Annotated in this window: 13 protein-coding genes; 7 read left to right on the forward strand and 6 right to left on the reverse strand. The window is 52.1% G+C overall.

The features are described from left to right. The first annotated feature begins 17 nt into the window (after positions 1-17). Positions 18-956, forward strand: a complete 939-nt coding sequence (locus FLQ44_RS12605; RefSeq protein ID WP_147694665.1) for a p-hydroxyphenylacetate 3-hydroxylase reductase component — start codon at positions 18-20, stop codon at positions 954-956. On the opposite strand, the gene FLQ44_RS12610 is transcribed toward FLQ44_RS12605, so the two are convergent. The 4 genes from FLQ44_RS12610 to FLQ44_RS12625 form a co-directional block, all read right to left on the reverse strand. After that, positions 953-1,234 carry a hypothetical protein gene (locus FLQ44_RS12610; RefSeq protein WP_147694666.1) on the reverse strand — a complete coding sequence of 94 codons (282 nt, stop codon included), beginning with the start codon at positions 1,232-1,234 and terminating at the stop codon, positions 953-955. The two genes, FLQ44_RS12605 and FLQ44_RS12610, sit on opposite strands and share 4 nt — an antisense overlap. A gap of 203 nt (positions 1,235-1,437) precedes the next feature. Continuing rightward, positions 1,438-2,931, reverse strand: a complete 1,494-nt coding sequence (locus FLQ44_RS12615) for a hypothetical protein (RefSeq protein ID WP_147694667.1) — start codon at positions 2,929-2,931, stop codon at positions 1,438-1,440. Further along, entirely contained in the window at positions 2,932-7,833 is a 4,902-nt protein-coding gene (locus FLQ44_RS12620) for an AAA domain-containing protein (protein ID WP_147694668.1), read from the reverse strand. Positions 7,834-8,006: 173 nt separating this feature from the next. After that, on the reverse strand, positions 8,007-8,939 hold the full coding sequence (locus tag FLQ44_RS12625) for an IS5 family transposase (RefSeq protein WP_147694669.1): 933 nt from the start codon (positions 8,937-8,939) through the stop codon (positions 8,007-8,009). Positions 8,940-9,791: 852 nt separating this feature from the next. On the opposite strand from FLQ44_RS12625, the gene FLQ44_RS12630 reads away from it, so the two are divergent. Genes FLQ44_RS12630 through FLQ44_RS12640 form a run of 3 tightly spaced genes read left to right on the forward strand, consistent with a single transcriptional unit; the run spans position 9,792 to position 16,058 of the window. Continuing rightward, positions 9,792-10,349, forward strand: a complete 558-nt coding sequence (locus FLQ44_RS12630) for a hypothetical protein (protein ID WP_147694670.1) — start codon at positions 9,792-9,794, stop codon at positions 10,347-10,349. 12 nt (positions 10,350-10,361) lie between these two features. After that, positions 10,362-12,911 carry a hypothetical protein gene (locus FLQ44_RS12635; RefSeq protein WP_147694671.1) on the forward strand — a complete coding sequence of 850 codons (2,550 nt, stop codon included), beginning with the start codon at positions 10,362-10,364 and terminating at the stop codon, positions 12,909-12,911. 21 nt (positions 12,912-12,932) lie between these two features. Then, positions 12,933-16,058, forward strand: a complete 3,126-nt coding sequence (locus tag FLQ44_RS12640) for a tyrosine-type recombinase/integrase (protein WP_147694672.1) — start codon at positions 12,933-12,935, stop codon at positions 16,056-16,058. Between the two features lie 189 nt (positions 16,059-16,247). Here the strand turns inward: FLQ44_RS12640 and FLQ44_RS12645 are convergent, their stop codons facing one another. After that, positions 16,248-17,945, reverse strand: a complete 1,698-nt coding sequence (locus tag FLQ44_RS12645; protein WP_147694673.1) for a UvrD-helicase domain-containing protein — start codon at positions 17,943-17,945, stop codon at positions 16,248-16,250. Continuing rightward, a complete protein-coding gene (locus tag FLQ44_RS12650; RefSeq protein WP_147694674.1) occupies positions 17,942-19,846 on the reverse strand; it encodes an ATP-dependent nuclease in 1,905 nt (634 codons plus the stop codon). The genes FLQ44_RS12645 and FLQ44_RS12650 overlap by 4 nt, the downstream gene beginning before the upstream one ends. A 523-nt stretch (positions 19,847-20,369) precedes the next feature. Here FLQ44_RS12650 and FLQ44_RS12655 point away from each other — a divergent pair. The 3 genes from FLQ44_RS12655 to FLQ44_RS24595 all read left to right on the forward strand — a co-directional run bounded on the left by FLQ44_RS12655 (position 20,370) and on the right by FLQ44_RS24595 (position 21,937). After that, positions 20,370-20,663 (forward strand): hypothetical protein, encoded by a 294-nt coding sequence (locus FLQ44_RS12655; protein WP_147694675.1) that lies wholly within the window; start codon positions 20,370-20,372, stop codon positions 20,661-20,663. 78 nt (positions 20,664-20,741) lie between these two features. Next, positions 20,742-21,818 carry a tyrosine-type recombinase/integrase gene (locus FLQ44_RS12660; RefSeq protein ID WP_206208864.1) on the forward strand — a complete coding sequence of 359 codons (1,077 nt, stop codon included), beginning with the start codon at positions 20,742-20,744 and terminating at the stop codon, positions 21,816-21,818. Further along, positions 21,782-21,937, forward strand: coding sequence for a DUF4113 domain-containing protein (locus tag FLQ44_RS24595; RefSeq protein ID WP_276607856.1), 156 nt, complete (start codon positions 21,782-21,784; stop codon positions 21,935-21,937). Before FLQ44_RS12660 ends, FLQ44_RS24595 begins: the two co-directional genes overlap by 37 nt. Positions 21,938-21,959 lie beyond the last annotated feature (22 nt).

Here is a 21,959-nt window from a genome sequence, read left to right on the forward strand (position 1 = left end):
TCCACAGGAGCCACCCCATGACCACCCCCACCACAGAACTTGACCCGCGCGTTTTCCGGCGTGCGCTAGGCAACTTTGCCACCGGCGTCACCATCATGACCGCCGCCACCTCGTCTGGCAGCAAAGCCGGTGTCACGGCCAACAGTTTCAACTCCGTCTCGCTGGACCCGCCGCTGGTGCTGTGGAGCATCGACAAACGTTCCGGCAGCTACGCGGTATTCGATGAAGCCACCCACTTTGCCGTTAACATCCTGGCCGCCGACCAGATCGAACTGTCCAACCATTTCGCCCGCCCCAAGGAAGACAAGTTTGCCGGCATTGCCCACGACTGCGGCGCCGGCGGTGCCCCGCTATTTGCCGACTGCGCGGCACGCTTCCAGTGCGAGAAATACCAGCAAATCGACGGCGGCGACCACTGGATTTTCATCGGTAAAGTCGTGGCCTTCGATGACCTGGGCCGTTCGCCACTGGTGTACCACCAAGGCACGTACTCCATGGTATTGCCGCACGCCCGCATGCAGAAACGCGAAGAAGGCAGCACCCCATCCAGCACCTTCCAGGGCCGGCTCAGCGACAACCTGTACTACCTGCTGACCCAAGCCGTACGCAGCTACCAGGCGCACTACCAGCCCAAACAACTGGCAACCGGCTTGCGCACCAGCGAAGCCCGCATGCTGATGGTACTGGAAGGCGATGCGCAACTGGCCATGGGGGACCTGCTGCGCGAAGTCGCTATGCCAGTGCGGGAAATCGAGCAAGCCGAAGAAATCCTGCGGCGCAAGGGCCTGGTGAGCAACGGCGAACACGGCTATCACCTCACTGACGATGGCAGCCAACAGGCTGCCATGCTGTGGGACATTGCCGCCCGCCAGCAGCAGCAGGTGTTCGAAGGCTATACACAACAGGAAATCGACACCTTCAAGAAGGTGCTACGCGGCATCATTACCTTGCGCTAAACGAGACGGACCATCACCTTGCAAAGGTGATGGTTCAGTCCAGTGAGACTGATGAGGTATCTAGAAAAGTGGGGGCGATTCAGCCAGTTCTTCGCGGTAGCCACCACTACCGCGCCCAACACGATGAATAAAGCTCCTGCCAGTACACGTGGGTCATCCAGAGCGCTCCATTCCCGAAACACCAGTGCCGAGACCGCCAAGGCGACAAGTGCGTTGGCGTTGGTGAGCGGAGTAATGATGGAAACAGGTACGCCCAGTGTGGAGATGGAATAGGCCATGGAACCAATGGCGGTAGCTCATGCCAAGCCCATGAATACTGCATACATTTGCGCGCGTGGGCGACTCGACCAGCCGCCGCCCAGCGAGGGTTGGTACTTGGGAGGAAGGGGCTTGCTCATACGGTCATTCTACCGGACGAACGCAAGCCCTGATTTGTGCAACAAAGCCTCAAAAACCCCATAAACAATGCGTGCTTAATCATTCAGGATTCATTATCGACGTCGCTATGATTGTTCAGCCCGCTGTACTGTAAGAATGGGCAACCTTCCTCGAAGGTGGCCGGTTTGGCTCGGTCGTCTCTCTGTGAGAATTTCCCACGCCCCCCGTAACGTCTTCTGGCCATAGAGCTTTGAATGAGCTTATGCGCTATATCCAAATGCTTCGGCTGAGTTGAAATAACACCTATAGGCACCCATAAGCCATTACTACCTGGGAGAGATAGGTGATACACCGCAACCATAAATGCGGTTGGATACAACAGCAACTCCACCCTGCCATCCATTAAAGGTTCATCCTTCATTGCTGGTCGGGAGAAATGAAGTTCGTTTAGCAAGGGAACTCGAAACTGGGAAATGACCTCGTTCTCTTGGCCTTGTTCGGCCCTCGCAAAGAGAAAAAGCGAGTCGGTATTTCCGGAAAGCTTGAGGACGTTTGTAAACTGGGCCACTGCTTTGGCAAATGACTCACCACGTCCCCACAGTTCATAATCAGGTGCCAACCAAGCCAAAGATGTCAGTAGTCGCCCATGACGGCGCTTGCCTTCACGCCGATCTCGTACACGGTTAACAATCCGCTCTACATTTTCGTGAAGATAGACGTTCCCGAAGAAAGGGTCTACCCCCTTGGGGTACTTCGCATTTCGTGTGATGTGTACGTCTGCTAGGTACCCAACCAAGTCAAACCTCTTACCCGTCAAATACTGGCCCATCAGTTTCAAGTCAAATGTCTCGATGAACTCCTCCAACCCAGGTGCTCCAAGCGTAATGGTCGTGGGAATGGCAGCGGTCACCTGTTCGTTAACGAATTGAACCAATTCAGGCGGTGCAATTCGTTCAAAGGTCTCATCTATTCTTCTTTCAACCTGTCCATCTTGGTCAATCGCAAATGAAACCGGGATAGGCAGATAACTTCGCTTCTTGCTTTCAATATCCTCCACGGAATGGACACCGAAGGACTTGTCTCGCAAGTCATCTCGCATTGAAGCAATTTCAGGGTAGCGAGTCCTGTAGGCTTGCCTTGCCCTCTCCTTGCTCTCACCCAGAACCTCGTCCTCCGCATTCAACTTAATGATGTTGTCGGTGATTGGCTCACCAATCACAGAGCGAAGTGGGGTAAAGGAAATTAGGTCAAAGGTAACTGTATCCTTCTTAAGCTCGACCTTGTTAAATCGAGGGTGATCGCCACCAGCTTCCTCGAACCGCTCGATGGCAAACAGGCTGAGTTGTACATCTTCGTCGACTAGGTCGATGAGACCTTGCCGTGACAACGATTCCACAACGGATAACGCTTCACTGTCGGTAAAGCCGAAGTAGTCCCGGAGCGCCGGAATCGAAACCCTGTCGCAGACTCGAAGTAAGCGAAGAACGAACTCTGTGACAACAGGTAAGCGCTCATCTAATGCGATGTATGCTTCGACACGGAAAGTCTCGATGGGGAGACCAAATGTTACGCGATTAAATTCTGACGGAATGGTCATCTAGTTCCCCTGAAACTGCTTGCCTGACAGGATGCTCGCTCGCCCAGCATCTGTGAGCGACTTAATCTTGGTCAATGCCTCCCCCAGCGGTAGCTGGGTGTTCTTGCCAGACCACATCTTGGTAGAACCGACGATAAACAGCCGCTCCATGGCACGAGACATGGCTACGTTCACTCGGTTGGGGCTGGTTAAGAATCCTGGCGCCTGCTTGTAGTTGTTGCGTACTGTCGACAAGATAATGATTCGGTTTTCCTTACCTTGATAGCTATCAACGGTATCTACCTTAACCAGACGGCGAGCATCCCCAAGCCAAGTTGCCTCCGCTTTCATCTGGTCGATAATCTGACGCTGCTTGCTGTACATACAAATGATGCCAATAGGTGGCTCCTGGGGTTGCAGGTCATCCTTGAGAGCAGCCATGAACTCATCGGACTCTACAATCTGACGCAAGAGGTTCATGACAATACGGGCCTCAGCGGTATTCCATGTATCCTCCCTGTTCTCCGAAGTTTGATGATGGCCTCGCTCACCAAGAGGTGCGGTATCAATCCACGTGACCTGCTTGGAAAGGTGCTTAGGCAGAAGCTCGTAATACTCCGGTGGCTTATCTCGGCCGGTATCTAGCTTTCCATGGTAGAAACAGCTGGAAACAACTTCACCAATGTCCGGTGCCATTCGGTACTGGCTCAAAAGAGTAGTACCTACTTTCCTGCCATACTCGGAGTCGAAAATACGCTCGAAGTCGCTACTGAATAGTGGTGAGTCATCTTCAACAGAGAAGCGCTGGCAGATGGCATCCTTAACCTCTTCGGAGAAGGTCGGCGGCAACTGATGATGGTCACCAACGAGCAGTACCCGATGTCCTGCCTGCATAGCAACCGCAAGTTCACTGGGTGCCGCCCGGCCCGCTTCGTCGATGATGACCCAATCGAAGATATTTTGGACAACGCCTGCGCCTCGATAGCCGATGCCAACCAAGGTCCCGGCTACCACGGTTCGAGACTTGGCCAGGAATTCTGCAAAGTTCGCATCTGGCGACCCCAGCGCACTGACCCACTCATCTGAGAGATGTATCAGTCGTGTTAGGCGCTCAATGGCATCCTTCGAGCGAACTTCATACTTTTCGACGAGCGTCTGTTGGATGAGGGCTACCGTCTGTGCAGGTTTGTGGTCGTTACCCACGTCGTACAAATCCGTGGCTATGTCGTAGAACGTCTCTTCCAACGCCCTAATCCGTGCATCCAGCCCCCGCCCGGCATTTTCCCCTTCTGCAAGCTTTCGCTCTTCGAGCTTAGCAATACGCTCACTGAGCATCCCAAGCCGTAGGTACAGGCCGACAAATTCAACTGCAAAGTCGCGCGGTAGGCCCAGCGCCGATGCGAGGCCAACAATTCGCTCCTTTTGTTCAGCCTTGAACCGTTCACGATAGGCCTGTTCAATTGAGGTGGCATGCAGGTGCCGGATGGAATCGGATACGGCCGATTCACTACCCAGACGGACCGCATTGAACTCGATGCCTTTGCTTCGACATAGCTCTAGCCCCTTTTCCAGTGCATTGTTGACAGCCTCATGTGCCTGGCTGACCAAGAGAATTCGACGCGCGCTCTCCTTGGTCATCAAGTAATGGAGTAGGGATGCGATGAACCATGTTTTGCCGGTCCCCGGAGGCCCTTGGAGCAAGCTGATGGGCCCATTTCCCAGGACCTTGCGGAACGCCTCCTTCTGGCTCGGATTAAGCTTCTTATTTCCCTCCGAATAGACCTCGAGGTCGTCATCGCTTGGCTGGGCATACTCATTCGGCACCAGAAGTTCTACTTCCTGCCGCTCGAAATAGTTGATGAGGCCCGGAACTACGGCCTTGTCCCCGAGAATCCGGTCTACGGCAAACCTTCTACGGGTAAATGACCCTTTCTCCAGGTTGCTGATAAGTCGGAGCTTGCTTCCAATCTTGAAATTGGCCTTCAGGTGAGGCTTATCAATCGCCAACTCAGCCAGTTCCCCGAAGGTCGTCTCCTTGAGGTTGAGCTGACCGCATGGCCGCCAAACACCATCGGTACCCTGACTTTCGATAATGACTGTGTCTGACTTCTCATAGTCAATCACTCCTTTATCTGCATGGTATGGAACCAGGATTTGGCCATATAGAGAAGGGTTGTCTCGCTTGTCATCGGCAACGGTAACTGTCGTGAAAGCGTCCTCTTCAGCGTCCAGTAGTGCCTTCCAGAGCTCAGGCACCGGAACGCTAATCTGGGTAGAGGCGACCTCCTCGACGGCGCCTGCATCTTCCTGCGATGCAGGCACTGACTGTGCCATGATCTCCAATTCAGGGGCCAATACAGTAGCTGGCGCTGGCTGCGGAACCTTACGTTTGATTTTCTCGTTTTGCAGTAGGAGTTGAACAAGGTCGCGGACGTCTGAAACCGGTCCTTCGACCAAGTTGATTCGAACGGAAATCTGTCCATCCCCCAAGGTCTGGGACCGGAGCAAGTGGCTCTGGGGAATCGAGCTAGCGCGAACAAACTCCGCCGACTCATTGACAAGGCTCCAAGAAAATGACAGCTGTTTACCAATGCCTGTAACCCAGAAACGCAGACATCCCTTGTACTTGTTATCTTGCTTTGCTTCGACGTGAAAAACCCCGTTGTCCGAGCGCATTGCGCCTGCCGCGACACCTGAATTGCCGAGCCTTTGGACGACTACGGTTACTTCGGGAGCGTCTTCATGGCTGGCATCACATGTGCTTGTGACAGCCCTTGATAGCGGCTCGAGTGTAGACAGGGTCTTCTGCTCGAGGAGGTTCGTAATCTCCTCGTAAATGCGAGGAGTGGGGTACTCACCGGTGCCAGGATTTTCCCTCGTAGTCCCCAGAACCTCAGCCAGGACTGCCGCAATACTGTATCTATCACGCTCGAAAGGGGTAAGAGCCTTGTAGTTGTCCGGCAAGTACGCCGTTGTGTAGTGGTCGTCTGCATCTAGGTGGAAGTCCAGGACATCAATGAGGGTGACGGTCCCGTCTTCCTTTACGATGATGTTCTGTGGATGCAGGTCACCATGAGCAAACTCCAGCGCGTGGATTCGCTCAAGAGCATCCAACATCGACCTGCAAACCGCTAGTCGTTCTTCATATGATGGGGCCCGAGCCTGCCATTCGGACAAGGTCTGTCCTTCTACCCACTCCAGCACAAGCAAGAGGCTACCACGAGACAAACCGAAGTCGAAAACCTTTGGAAGCCCAAGAAGGCCACACCCTTTAATGGTCCGGGCACGCTCAAGAAATGACAGTAACCGTACGGATTGGTCAGGCTTCTTGGCGTCAGGTGCGACTCTGAACCAAACCTTTACCAGCTTTGCTGCACCATTCTCCTCAGACTTGAAGAACCATGCGTCGTCGGTGTCGGACAAAGTCTCTGTTTCGTCGTAATCCCGGTCACGGGTAGCTGCCTTGTATGCATCGAAGGCGGCAAGGTCGATGATGCTTTCCTGCTTTCGGGCGGTTGCCGCATTGAAAGCCTCAAGCATCTCCCCGGCATTTTGGAAGCGCTCGCCAGGCCCCTTGCTGAGTGCTCGTGTGATGAACTCGGTCAGCGCTCCATCGAATGGGTCATCCGCTCGGGAAGACCACTCATAGACTCCACCTACCTTTGGCGGTTTTTCGCCAAACAAGATGAGGTGTACTAGCGTGCCCAACATGAATACATCCCGACGATACGGGGTTGCGGTAGGTTCCTTATCAAAATCCTCTGGCAGAGTAGACTGTTCGACCTTTACCTTCTCACGGAAGGTGCCAACCGTCTTCATTTCCGGGTAATAGGCGGCCGGGAACCCGGACAACACAACCTTAGCGGGCCTATCGAACCAAATGCTATGGTCGCTAACATCACGATGCGCCACACGCAGATCGTGAAGATCTGCGAATTTTGAAAGTAGTGCTTTGCAAAGAGTCAGGCGCTCCTCTGGGGTCAGCTTAGGAAGAACGCTATGGGTAAACTCGGCAAGACGAGTCACCTTGCTCGGCAGGAAGAACAATTCCGAAAAGTTCAGGGTTACGTCATTTGGACTCTTGCGGGCAACTGGGCGGAGGAGATTGAGCGACAACTCCTCGTTCCGCTCGGCGACATATTCATAGACCCGCTGCTCACGCAGACCAATAAATGAACGGTCTTTCTCCCCGATAAGATCCAGCCCTAGTGCCGTGAAATCCCACTGACGAAGCAACGCAAGGGTAGATGGGTCGTCCTTGGCTGCCGCACGGTACTCGCTGTAAAGCTCCCTGGGGTGCTCAAAGATTGGATTTGCCTCTGGCCGGAAGCCATCGACCACATAGTCTCTGGGCTTGAATGAGGGCCCCAGAAAGAACTCATCGTACTTGGCGAGATAGCTCAGCGGATTGAACGCGACCCGCCCCCAAAGGTAATTCTTGTAGCCGCTCTGAAACCTGAGCGTCAGAAATTCGGTCATGGTGAGCACAGAACGCTCTTCCTCGGGCGTCAATTTCATATTCTTGACGTCACCGTGCATGACTACGTACGAGCTGATGAACGGGGTTTTATCCCTACCCAGCTTTTGCTGCATCAAGCTGGCCAGCTTTTTAGCATTCAGGTTGGCCTTGGCTACTGGAGATGTCCCGCGGCACTCACCATCTAAGTACCACTGCTGTCCATCTGACTCAAGAAGGTCGCCGTGCCAGTTTTTCAGCTCGACTACGACAATATGGCCATGGGTCACGAGCACTAAGTCGAAATCGTCGTCCCCTGCACCTCGGCCACCGCGGGCGATGGCAAATGACGCGTACCCTTTCCACTTTTGACTAAATTCGGAAGAGCTAAACTCCGTCTGAATCTGTTGGTGCGCTTCGACTTCTGCCTTTGGAACACCCGTCTTCTTGAGTATTTGAATTTCCATTTTTTAATCTTCTCGATATTTCACGGAACAGTAGTCAATGCATGATTATGTCCTAAGATGTGGCGTTTTGCCTATGCTGTGATGTTAGATCTCATGCTTGGGAATGAGTCCCCCCCCGCGGCTTTGTTGCACAAATCAGCCGCAGGTTGAACCACCCCAATCCCCAGACGGACTTATCCCATGCGGACCGTTTGCGGCGTACCCAGTGCTGTGAAGCGGTTCAGAATCGCGGCACAGATTTGAAGCTCCGCCACCTGTCGGTCAAAGTCTCGTGACTTGACGTGGTCCGCCAGCAACTTGAAGCAGTGCATCTTCGTTTCGACTAGGCTACGCCGATGGTAGCCACTCCACTTTTTCCAGAGCGTGCGTCCCAGATACTTCACCGAACGTAGCGACTCGTTGCGAGCCTGATTCCCCGGTGCATTCCCTTTCCAGAACTGGCCGTTTCGACGTGGAGGAATGATGGCCGCAGCACCACGATCCGCAATCGCGGCATGACACAAGCGCGTGTCGTATGCGCGATCCGTGGTCACCGTCACCAGTTCCTCTGCCGCCGGAATTTGCGATAGCAGCTCTGGCAGCATCGTGGCATCACCGGTGCGATTGTCGGTCACTTCCATTGCGCGGATTTCCAGCGTTTGCGCATCAATCCCCAGATGCAGTTTGCGCCATTGGCGGCGGTAGTCAGCGCCATGCTTTTTCACCTTCCACTCGCCTTCACCCATCATCTTGATGCCGGTGCTATCCACCAAGAGATGCAGACAACCTTGCTTTTTTTGTATCGGGATGCGCACTTGCAAGTCCTTCTGGCGGCGGGAGAGCGTACTGAAGTCGGGGACGGCCCAGTCAAGCCCAGCCAAGCGCAACATGCTTTCGACCATGCCTGTGGCCTGGCGCAATGCCAGACCAAAGAGGCATTTGATGGTGAGACAGAACTGGATGGCAGCATCGGAGAAAGTGGGCTGCCGTCCGCGTCTACCGGTGGCCGGAGCCTGCCAGTTCATATCTTTGTCGAGCCAGAGAAGGAGCTGTCCTCGTTGCTTGAGGGCGTGGTTGTAGGTCTGCCAGTTGATGGTTTGGTACTTGGGAGGAAGGGGCTTGCTCATGCGGTCATTCTACCGGACGGACGCAAGCCCTGATTTGTGCAACTGAATCGCTCCGATTTCGCTAGACACTAAGAAGCTGTTGGTGGACTGCGCAGGCCTTCATCGTCAAACTGGCAGCTTTCGTTGCTGTGGTCTCGCTTCAACCAGTAAGCGATCTTGCGGCTGCCAACTCCGGTGAAACGGGGCTATGTGGCTTGGTGCTGGCCAACTCCGATTCCCCTCCCCCACCAAGACTGGGAATTCTGAGCGTAGTGACTGAAACGTACTGGGATGGCGCGCTTGCTTTGCGCATCCATTCTGTGTAGCATTAACCCAATCGTGCTGGCGTTATCCAGTCATATACCTATGTAAGATCCCTACCTCAGCCAGCGCTTGCCGCCGTGCTCTTCGTTCGCAGCAGTGAAATCCATACACATTTTGGATGTCAATTTCAACTGGCTGTACAGCTGTTACATATCAAATCACCGAATAAGAAATCACTATCAGATCTTTCGAAACTGATCTTTTAGTTTTACTAAGCATACTTGTCGCAGATGCTTAATGATTTCAGAGTACTGCCTCTTATTCGCCAATTGCGCTAAATACTTTTAGCACTCCAGAAACGAAAACTGTCAATCATCGCTTTCTGCGAGCATGCCTCATCGCCAGATACCATTAGCATCAAACCATGTTAAAAACCAGAAATTTGGCTTTTAACTACTATCTCCATTTTCTTGGCCAAAAATAAACCATCACACCGAAGGCAGTACTTCGCAAATCGCGTTGAAGCCTTCATTTAATCTATTGGCCACGCCAATTCATTCAACCCCAAAGGAAAATCATGATCAAACACACATTTTAGGAACGCCACCCATGCAGCACACAACGCAAAAATCTGTACACCCGCTTGACCGCATCAAACCCCCACAGCACGAATTAATTTCCATCATTTGGAAAGCATTTCACCATATCAATTTCTCCCCCACCATTGGATTCATAAATCCAGCGCACTTTTCTTTTCTGAACTTTCCGCAAATTATTCTGTGGCAGCCAAAGCCAAATAGCGATCTGGAGTTGCTTGCAGGCTTTCGCACATACAACCTGGCGCTTGCAGCCGGCGTGCAAAAAGTCACTGTAATTGAGCACAATTCGATTGATGAAACTGAGGCAATAGATATTGCCATCATGGATATCATCTTACACATCTCCATATGGAGCTGCAGCAAAACTGCCAATCTACAGCTTATTGAATTTTGCAAAAATGTTCGAAGAATGTTACCAGACGCATATAAAAATAGAGTCCCAAGGCCTGTAAAATTGCGTGAATGGCTGAATATTGGCGAACATGCGGGTAGAAAGAAAGGCATTACCCAAAGCAAAATATCCTTACTCAGAAAGAACATTGAAGCCTTGCAAGTAACTACCGATTAAGGTTCAAAGATCATGACTAAAATCGAATCACTCTATACAAAGGACAGCACTGGTTATTTCTGCATGCTTTTTGGCATTACACAGGAAGAAATCCAGCCAGTACTAGAATTCATTAATGCCCCTCAGAATCTACAACAGTTCTTACCTGCAATCGACAACCTGATAGAGATATTTGAGGTTGGTCAGCGCTCACCCCTATTACACGAATTTCACCTAGATGAGGCAAAAATTGCCACATGGAAATCAACTCTAGAAAAAATTAGATCAATCCGACATGTCGACTTACCACCCGAGCTGCAACAACTGAAACCGCGTAAAAATGTGCGCCCTGACGGACTGATCGGAGACTACTCGGAATATGCATCTCTCGTTGCTTGTGAGCCAGGCTATTCAGAAAGTGATTCCTCGGCAATTCGCTATTTACATTTTATCGCGTTAGGTGCAGCAGCAGGCTATCGCCAGCAGGTAGCATCTGGAGAGATTACACAACCGACTAATTGCATTGGTGATGGGATGCGTAAGATCAGGGATCTAGAAAGTCCGAAAAAACGTCCGACATTTGAAATTCCAGATCTTCGAACTTCAATATCTCTGAAAGCATGCCAGCATTTAATTAAAAAATTGAATGACGTTAGCTCCGACAAATCCGATCAGGAGTGGGCAGACAAAATTCGAGGACTTCTCCGAGCCTATAGCGAGGCACGGGGCGGTCGGGAACGCTATGAACTGGAGCTAGATAAAATTGGTGAGATACACCATTCCCCAGTGCAGGAGGAGCCCGACTGGGCTAGTGACACGGGCAATAGAGATCCGTCATCAAAACCTTTCCGCTTGATCACCTATATCAGTCGTCCAGACGAGACCAGCCGTCGTACATTGATGAAACTCGGGCTTTCTCCTGACGAATACGCAACAAAAACCGCTGTCGCATTTAATGATCCAGACATGCCACCTCTGGCACAGCATGATGCCAGACTCAGCCGACTCAAAAACCGAGTTAAACTTAACAGCCTGATACAGGCCAGTCAGGCGCTACCTGATAGCTGGGGAACACCGACTGCATATGAGATTGAGCAACTGGTTCGTCAGTTGAGTAGCGAACCACAACCTACGCTAAAGTCCATTTCCCCTGATGACATGCCAGCACTGCAGGCAATGCTGCTGCTTAGGCTTTGGACAGGGCGTCCACTCGATGAGCTGCTGACATTACAGCTCCTGCCAAGTTTTCAAGATACTGGTGAATGCGACCTGATATTCATTGAGGACACAGCCACGCTGCAGATCCCCATCAGCACACCCTCTCGCCAACGCGGCATTAACCCGATAGATCAGGCATTGCTACAGAGCTCTGAATTAGCAGGTCGAACTACGTCGTCGCGAGGTAGTATTTTGGTAAAGCTGCCCAAAACAGCTACATCAATACTGCAGACTTTTTTTCAAAAATGGCAGCAGACAAAGAAACGTAAAACCCATCGCCAACCATTTTTGCACAGTACAATCGATTTTGTAGCCGGAATCAGAGCATACCTATCGTATCTCAATCGCCAACATGCTACCCGTTGGACTGATGTTCGTATTTCTCTCGTTATGCGTCAGGCTATTTTCCAGAGCACTGGCGACCAAGTTTTTGTTTATCTGCTGACTAAACAGGAGCTTGGGCACGCCGTCGTTGTAGCACACTATCAGTGTACTGATGTAGATTATCTAGCTGCAGTATTCCATCGCGCACATGCATGGATTATCTCCACCGTTAGCGATGGTACGATACCACAGCAAAATCCTATCGATTTCCTCTCCAATGCACCTGCAGTTGGTAGCCCATTAGCCGTGTCGGACACATTTGTGCGCGAGCTATGTAATCATTTCAAGATTGCTCTCCGATCGCAACTTCGTCAATCACCATCAGTTACTACCTGGATAAACATACACAATGCCCTAGTTGCATATATCGTGCACTGGCTAGGTTTCTGCACAGGTTATCGTGCAGTACGAGATCCTCTGCACGACCCTCTCGAGCTCGATCAGCAGACTGGCATACTAGTTATCAGTGATAAGGATGATGATTTCTATCGGCATACACGCGTGGTATGCCTGCCTCTCAGCTTCGTTAAACAGATGGATGTTTATATTGAACATTTATTAAGTTTAGCAACAAAACTGACCGGAAAATCTGATTTACACAAAAAAATTCGAGCGCTTTGTCAACGTTATCGCCATGCAAGCACCATCTCTGACAATAAAAGCCAAACACTGCCTTTTTTGTTTTTTCTTAGCCCGCAGCTTCGCGTGCGCAACATTTCCCCCAGCACACTCGCCGAGTTCAACCCAACCGATTTGCCCGGCAACATAGACCGACATTATTTGCGTAGCAAACTGAGTGCACTAGGTGCACCGGGGGAATATATTGATTATTTCATGGGGCACTGGGAGCGTGGCGAGGAGCCGTATCAAAAATATTCGATGGTTAGTCCACTACAGATTGGAAAAACATTACAGCCATACCTAGAAGAAATCAATAAAGCTTGTGGATGGTCAGTCCAGTTTGGCCTGCGTGGCTGCTAGCTCTCAAAAGGAATATCCAAAATGATCGAAAATGATATTTGGGCGGGATGGCCATTGGGCAGTGTCGAAAGTAATCTCGCCCAGTATGGACATAGCAAGCGATGGCAAAATCGTAGCAAATCGAGGAGACGTGCCGCTATCGCATTGCTAACAAAACTAGATAATCTATGCCCCGGTTCAAAATCAGGACTACATAACCTGAAATTTACCGATGATTTACTCGTAAGACTTGAACAGTGGCAATCAGGAAATGAGGAACAAACAAGGCACATCAGACATTTGCGGAATTTTCTGCGTCAAGGCCTGCTGAATGGGAAAAATACGCTGAACTGGGACGTGACGCTTCCCCCTCCAATCATTACCCTACCCGCCATCAGCAATCCCCTCCCCCCTCAGGCGGTAGCGTCTCTGCCTGTTTTCCGGCAACAAATTGAGCGTTTCCAGGCAACGCTGCATCCAACATGGTGTGGATCTGCGCGAGAGCAGATCTCTGTCAAGCTGCAATGGGGCCGCTTCCTTTTTAGTAGTGTCGCACTCGGCGGCCTTTTGGATAGTGCAGCCCTGCTACAACTGCCATTCTGCCAAGGCAACGTGAATCGATGGCAGGATAAGGTCTGGTTTGAACTTTTTACAGACGAGATGCCTGCATACGTTCAGGTTCAACGTGCACGTCGACACTGGTTTCCCGACCCGATCAGTCTGGTTCTTTTTAAACAGCTGCCACCACTCCCCATTGAACGCTGCCACGACAGGGACAGTACTCGCCGGTGGGTATATGGCTGCCTGCAAGATTTTTTAATTTACCTCAACAATAAGCAGCAGGATCAAACCAGCACCCATAGTCTTACCCGGCGTAAGCTGAACCAAAATATCCAACAATGGCTATGCGATGCCACTACATACTGGCAACTGATCCTGCCGCCTTTTCTGATCGACCATAGCCTCGGCAGGAGTGGGGCAACCACATGGACAGCAGCATGCTGGCAGCGAATTCTTGAAAAAAAATCGCCACCACTACCAACGTCCTCCGAATCAGCGTTTGCTCCAATAGTCATCCAGCGCCTTGAAAAGGTAACGCGCAACCCGACAGATGCTCAGATTCAATCGCTCTACAAAGACATCAAGAGGGCCCTGCATCAATCTAGCAAGGAGCCCGATCCGACTTGGAAAACCGTTCATGAACGGCTCCGATCACTCCACGATAAAGCGCTCGAAATCAGCGTCATCATCGGTGGGCTACTCGATTGGATTTTGACCCGCTTCAGTCAAAAAGAGATCATACGCACTACCGCATATCAAGAATTGACAAGCCTCGGGAGCAGCCTGTTAGTCGAGCTGGACGAGGCGATGCTCAATGATATGGAAGCTGCAGATTTCGAGGCTGTTTACGAAGCTATTCTGGCGCAGGTTACCAACGCACAAACACGCTCGCAAAAAACGAACCAATTACGCCGTTATCATTTACACATGATTCAACTGGCAGGATGGCCTCGCTTGGATCTATCACCAGGGGAACAGCGCGGCATTCCCCAAGCTGATGCCAACATTTTGACTGAGGAGGCGTATCAAGGCCTGTACTCTGCGCTGCTAGATGCAAAAAATGATCCGCATCACCACATGCAGTTGATACTGCTGATACTGGGATTTCGCTGTGGCCTTCGGATCAGTGAGGCCAGAGGCCTAAGGTTGGAAGACATCCAGTACCGGGGAACGCTCGCGGCACTGAATCTAACAGCGGATGAACTCGGACGACTGAATGCCACACTGCTGGTGAGACGCAACCCATTTAGCCGCCTAAAAACGGACAACGCCAAACGCCAACTACCGCTGAGCATGCTATTGGCAAATCACGAGCTAGCGGAGTTGCTGAGCTACCACCAGCAACAACGGAGTCGCGCGGGTAAACAACGCGGATGCTACCTGTTTGCCGACCTGGCAACCAACGACCGCCCGGCAGACATAACTCAGGTGCAATCGTCTCTACACCATCTCATGCGCCAGATCACCGGTGATCACGAGATGCGTTATCACCATCTACGGCATTCATTTGCTACGCATTTGGTACAACTCTTTTCACAGCAGACCAGTCCGCTCACACTGCCATCTCACTGGCTGGCACCCGCAGACATTGATAGCTCAATACCACGGCTGTCTAGGCATATTTCTGCCCAAAGCGAGGTAAGCAGGAAGGGGCTATTCGCCATCGCTGAGTGGATGGGGCATGCCAGTCCTAGTACAACACTCTGTCACTACGTGCATAACCTGGATCATCTGTTGAAAAACCAGATGTGGCCGCACAGCTTTGCTCACCAACGCAATGGCCTCGGTTTTGCCAGACAGTTCGTTGACCACATCGAACCCGCACGCCATATAGCGAACCTGCTTGGGCTCGGCGATGAGAATCTACGCCAACGCAATAGCCGCTACGGACATTTGATGGGCTGGGTACCTGCATTTCTTGGGTTGCCAGATCAATCTCGAGACTCGAGCAGAAAGAAGTGGCGCAGACCTGACCAGGTCGATTTGCAGAAGAAAAATGTGCACAGCGCACCTCGCACCCTAGAAAATTTTGATTTTGACGAGTGGTGCAGCTTTCTATCGCTATGGCGCCAAGGCGTTCCCGTTTCCGAATTAGCGAAAATTTTCTATTTACCACATGACAGCCTGGCTCAGCAGCTAGCCAAGCTTCAAAAGCTTTTGGGACGCAAAGGCAAGAAGGGGGGCAACACTCTGGTTCGTCAACAACCTACGTCATCTGGCCAACTACAACATCTCCCTGTAGTCCCACGTAGTCGCAAAGAGCTAGCGTCAGCGCAACGCTACTACCATTCAATTCAGTATCTGTTGATGACGGAAGATTGCAATGAGTACGTCGAAGGCCTGCGGTACTTTGCCACCCAGTATCGGACTTGGAATAACAGGATCCGATGGGAAGAGCGGGACGACAAGCCGCGGCGCCATGACGGGTTAAAGCATTTGATCAGTAAACTGGCACCGCACATCCAACTGCCCGCATCACCAGCAGGTGTGCAGTATCGGCGAAGCGCAGGCCAGATATCGCTGACCAACCCACAAACAGGAAAGTCCAGTCATGGGCTCTACTTTGCACTGCTTGTTGCGTGCATCAGCCAAACAGTAAAGGCATGAAGCCAACTCTGAACAAGAGCAACCCAACCTCCACCTCATTTCGGGTAGCAACATCCATGAGGACTAGGGCCTATCGATGATGACCGGTTTTCGGCCTTTGCGGACATTCGACTAGCCTGAAAACCCCGACTGCTTTGGCAAGTAAAGCAGCCCTCCGTGGTGTCCACTAAGATCAGGAGATTCATTTGTCTAATCGGTACGGTATGGGAAATATCTAAACGGTAGGGCATAGCCAAAATATTCGGTTTGTACTGTGCGCTGCTCATCCCAGCGTTTTGTATATCCTGCTGGGCGTTCCCGTTGATCTGCATGAGTAAGGACCAGTCGCCTTTTGGCTCTAGAAACTCCAACAAAATAAGTGCAGAAATTTTCCTCTTGCTCAGTTTTGTTCTTGAAAAAGAAGGTCTCATTTTCGACGGCCATTATGATTACCGAATCGAACTCAAGGCCTTTACTCTTATGGATAGTCAGGATGCGCACAGCCTGGTCATCTGAAAACCGCTCAAGAGCTTTTGGCAAGTCAGGCTCTAGTTTCAGCAATTCTTCAATTCTAGCCTTAGTGTTCATGACGACGGCTTCTAACCGTTCACGCGACTCGTAGTCCGGAGATAGCGATGCCAATTTTTCGATACCGATCTGATTCAAAAAAGCACAAACACATTTCGACCAGTGTGGAAATGGCTCAGTGACTGACTTGACAATGGCGACCTTTTTTCGTTGTTGCTTAATGAGCTGATTAATATCTTTGCGAGCATTTGACTGAGTCTCATCATCAGCATACGGGATCAGCTGATTCATCAAACGAATCCATGCCTTGGGCTTGCGATGGCCGTATAGGCAGGACAAATAATCCACAATCAAGCGAGCTACAGGCTCAACCGTGATGTCCTGCATCTGTTGCTCATTGCGAAAAGGAATGTTGCGAGCCTCCAGTGCCGCCATAAGATGCCCAGCATACAAATCGAGCTGATTACGAATAATTACCGCAATCTCTGCAGGAGGCAGCTTCTGAACCTTTATCCAAATTTCGATCATGGTTGCGAGATATTCAGCCTCTCTGTAGCTATCTTTGAAGCTCCACGTGAATACCTCACCATCATCGCCGGCAAGCTGCTCATCAAGCATGACGGATGAGGGGGCACGCCTATGAATGATCTCGTTCTGCAAACGCTGTAAACGCAGCTTCGAACGAAAGTTACAGTACATCTTGAGCGGTGTGGCAGCAAAGTCGGTAATAAATGCTTGGAAGATGCCCTCCATGGCCCCCGCCCACCCCATGATCTTCTGCTTGGTGTCGCCCACGGCAGTCAGACGAAGGCTACTACCTAGAAAGGCGAGCTTGATTAGCTCGTATTGCTCATTAGTGCAGTCCTGGAATTCATCGAGGAAAATGTCGCTGTAAGTTTGGCGGACAGCGTTCCGAGCCATAGCTGACTTTCGCAGGATCTGGATTGCCAAAGGAACAAGGTCGGTATAATGGATCTCCTGGCGGGACGGCTTATTTTTTCGCTCAACGATTTTGTATCCGGCATCCAGCGCAAACTTGCCCGTTAGCACAGGACGAAAACGATCGATGATGCGTTTGGCAAATGCGTGGAAGGTATAGCTGTCAAACCGTGTAGCAAGCTCTGAACCGCAGCGCCGCTTGACTCGCTCTTTCAGATTGCTGCTGGCATCGACCTTGAATGAAATAGCCAGAATCCGCTTGGGATAGCGACAGGTGCCAGTGCGCAGCAGGAAGTCAGCCCGCTGCGCAAGCATTTCAGTCTTCCCGGCGCCTGGGCCGGCAGTGAGCGCAAGACTGCGCACCTGTTCTTTGGCCGCCATCAGAGCACTGGGTTCAAGCGTCAGCCCATCTGCAGGCTTCCAGGCATCGACCCGGATCACTCTGGCAACTCCACGAGCTTAGCAATGACGGCATCAGCCAAGCGTGCCAGTGATTCTGGCATGTTCGCGAGCAGCTCCATGTCGCTGAGTTTGGCGAGAGCCTCAATGTGTGCAGCTGGCTTGCTGCTCAGCTTAAAACTACGGTGGTAAGTGCTGAACAGTTGCTGTTCATCTTCGCTGTACTGGCTTGCGTCGTGATAGCTCTTGCCAAGGACGGCCTCGATCGTCGACTCGTCGGGCTTTGCTTTTTCGACGCCGTACGCTTCCGGGTACGCGAGCAGCATTGAGAAGTCTAGGTCCATCGGGAACGAGAAATAGACTCCACGCTCTTCAAGCAACTTGGTGTAATTCCCATTTAGTCGGACTTTGTGTGTTGGATCATTCCACCTGGGAATGCTATGGCCTATAGGGAGTACCTTGCTTGGCTCGTGTTTGGTCAGTTGGTCATTGACGTACTTGATTCGTCCCCAACCGGCCTGATAACGCGCCACATCGAGATCAAGCAGTGTCAGATAAGGAATCTGAAGTCCAGAGAGCAGCCGCCAAAAGTGATTGACGTGACGCCCACCCAAGGGCGCTATCGAAACTGCTGACTCATCAACCGGAGCTCCTTTCGCTTGAAGAAGACGTGGCAGCACAATTTCTTCACTGTCACCCTCACCCAGAATCACTAAGCGGGAGAAATAGACTTCCGGAAAGGCCTGCACCGCCTCGCGAACATACTTGTGAGCATCATCCGTGGCATCTGGCAGCTGGATATGAGTTACGCGTGATGTTCGCTCCTGGGTCAGCCGAAGATAGCGGATACGCTCTGGTGCGACGCGCCGCAGCATCGATGGAGCGTGTGTGGCAATCAGCGCTTGTGCGTCGCCACCGCTGGCCATCGCGTTGAGCGCATTGACGATCCGCCCAAGATAGTGGGGCGAGAGGCTGTTTTCTGGTTCTTCGACCGCTACCAGCGTGAATACGGGGGGGCGTAACTTGTCTGCATCGAATGACTTGTCTTCTCCAGCCAGTACAGCGCGACCGATAGCCTGTGAAGACAACACGAGCGACAGATACAGCATCGATTTCTGGCCATCGCTCAGTCGTGAAAAGTCAACCAACTGCTCATCGTGGCCAGGTGTGAAAGACACCGACATGTGCCTTAACAAGGCATTGATCTCAGACGCTACGAAAGTGAGCTTCGGATCGGCAAAGAAGCTGCCCTTATGCAAAGTGCCCCATGCCGTTTTCAAGCTTGTGCTAAACGCATTGATTGACGGGTTGGATGCCAAGCGGCCGCTAATCTGATCGGTCAGATTCTTGATGACACTTCGCTCTGCATCCCAGTTCACCGCACGCAGCATGCGCCCCAGCAAAGCATTGGCGCCGTAGGCAATGTGATCAGCGGGGTCTCGGCGGGCTGGCAGGTAGTGGACTTGGATATAATTACGCTCAGATCTGGGCACCTGTGCTGATTCCAATGGCGAGCCATCAGGATTGATCTCCAGCACATAGACCAAGCTTTCCTCTATGTCCCCATCTAACCCCATGGTGGCGGTGAGGCGAAAACGAACACGAGGCAAGCCAGTAACTTCATCGAGGCGCATGTGGCCGAAATGAGGAGCAACAGTGCTGTTGTTGTCTTCTACGCCGAGTTCTGGGAACAGAAAATCGGCCTCGATCCATAGCTGACGCTCCGCAGGTGGGGTTTCCTCATTAAAGGGGACATGAAAGTCCGAGCGAAGGACACGGCGCAAGGCTGGATCAAAAGCAAACAGACGGCACAGGGCTTGAAGCGTTGCGGTTTTACCTGAGCCATTCGGGCCGATCAGATAAGTAATCTCGTCCATTCCGAGTTCTGTTGGTGGTGCACCAAAAGACTGAAAATTTGATAGTCGTAAAGTCTGCAGTTTCATACGCGCCCTCGAGGTGCATAAGGCAATCAGGAATACCCCATATACTTAAATCGGATGCTCTGTTTCAGATCATTCATCCCGTCAAGGTTTATCAGCTTGTCATCCAAGATATTTTCAAAACTTGGTAATAACTATGCAAACGCTGATTTAACAAAAATGGCTAACATTTTTTTGTGTTAGCGCGGCCAGAATATCGCATGCCATGCAACTGCTAGCTCCAAAATTTGAATCCCCCTGGATTTTGTAGCCATTACGAAACCTACTTTTCATTACTATCCGGCCACTTGGACCGCAAGTGTCGAATGACCGCAATGGTCGATGAGCGGGCACTCTCGCTTACCTTCGCCAAAGTCACACCACCATCGCGCTATGGCTCACCGCCTAGTAGCTTGAAACTGCGGCAGTATTTGCCGCGCCGCCAAGCGGTTACCGCATCACCACAAGCCAAGACGTTTACGCGTCTTGGCTTTTTGCATTTCTGCAGCCGGTACCGCACGGCGGCCAACCTTTCAAGGAGCCAGCCATGCCAGCCAAGCATCCCCAAACCTCACCACTTTTCTCTCTCGGCAGTGTCGTTGCCACTCGCGCCGTGTTCGATCACCTGACGGCCAGTCAGCTCGACGCCCAGCCATTCCTGCAGCGTCACCAGCGCGGCGACTGGGGTGATGTTCCATCCGAAGATGCCGCCGAAAACGACTTTGCCGTGAAGAACGGCTTGCGCATCTTTTCCAGCTTTCAGATGGCCGGCAAGCGCGTCTGGGTCATTACCGAAGCCGACCGTTGCGTCACCACTTTGCTGTTCCCTTGCGAGTACTAGCCAGCCAGCGGCCAACGTGCCGCTTTATTGCGATGCGCTGACTAACGCAAACATAACATTCGAACTGATGACAAAGCCATGAAAAACGTGATTTTTACCACCGAACAGCAGGTGGATACAACAGATGAATCCTTTGCCCAGCCTGCCTATACGGCCGAAGAGCTGATGGCGGCGGCGCAGTCCCTTTCAACGAAACGGGAGTATGCCAACGATGTGCGCTACTTCTGCCGCGCCGGTGGCAGCATCCCGGCCACGCCTGAGCAATTGGTGCAGTACTTGGTAGCCGTCTCCGGCAAACAGGCCGTGGCAACGCTAGAGCGCAGGCTGGTGGCCATCCATAAGGCGCACATCGACCAAGGCTATCCATCGCCGGTAAAGCACGCCTTGGTGAAGCGCACTATGCAGGGCATTCGGCGTACCTTTGGCAAACGGCAGCGCCGTGTTAAAGCCTTGGTGCGCGATGACTTGCTGGAAGTCTTATTCGCGATGGGTGATCAACGACCAATACGCGCAGCCCGAGACCAGGCCTTGATACTGGTTGGCTGGGCCGCTGCACTACGGCGCTCGGAGCTGGTGGCATTGCGGTGTGAGGATGTGACGGAGTACCCGGACGGGCTGAAGATACTGCTGAGAAGGTCCAAAACAGACCAAGAAGGCGTTGGCCGCACGTGCTTTATTCCATACGCGGGCGGCAACCGTTGCCCGGTGCTAGCCCTAAAGCACTACCGCGAAGTGGCCGCGATTAAAGACGGCTGGCTGTTCCGGGCGGTAGACCGCCACGAGAACGTATCCACCACGCCACTCAGCGCCCAGTCGGTGGCGCTGATACTGAAAGAGGCGGTGAAGAAGGCTGGTGGCGACCCCAGCCAAGTGAGTGGCCACCGGCTACTGCACTCAGGCAGCCATCGCCGGCCTGCAGCCGTGGCAAATACGAGAGCAAACCGGGCATACCAGCGACCTGATGCTGGCCAGGTACATCAGGCCGGTGGCAAAGCGGAAGATACCGAGTTTGTTGTGATGGCAGAGGTAACGGCTAGACTCTCAACGAATGGTTCTGACCCTACAGTACATGCACCTTCACGCCTAGCATCAGCTACCACGTCTGCCGCACCGCCGAAATGCTGCGCCGCAAGTACAGCCATGCTGGGCTGGTAGCGGTTAACATCCGTACCAGCCGCTTGGCCAGCGAGAAGCTGCATAGCGGCTGGGCGATGCGACAAGAAAAAAGGTCGCCACGATGGACGACCTGTTGGGGGGAGTTGCTGGAGGTGTAAGGCATGGGCCGGTTGTCGGCCA

Origin of the sequence: Vogesella mureinivorans (assembly GCF_007644035.1) — a bacterium.
Taxonomy (GTDB): Bacteria; Pseudomonadota; Gammaproteobacteria; order Burkholderiales; family Chromobacteriaceae; genus Vogesella; species Vogesella mureinivorans.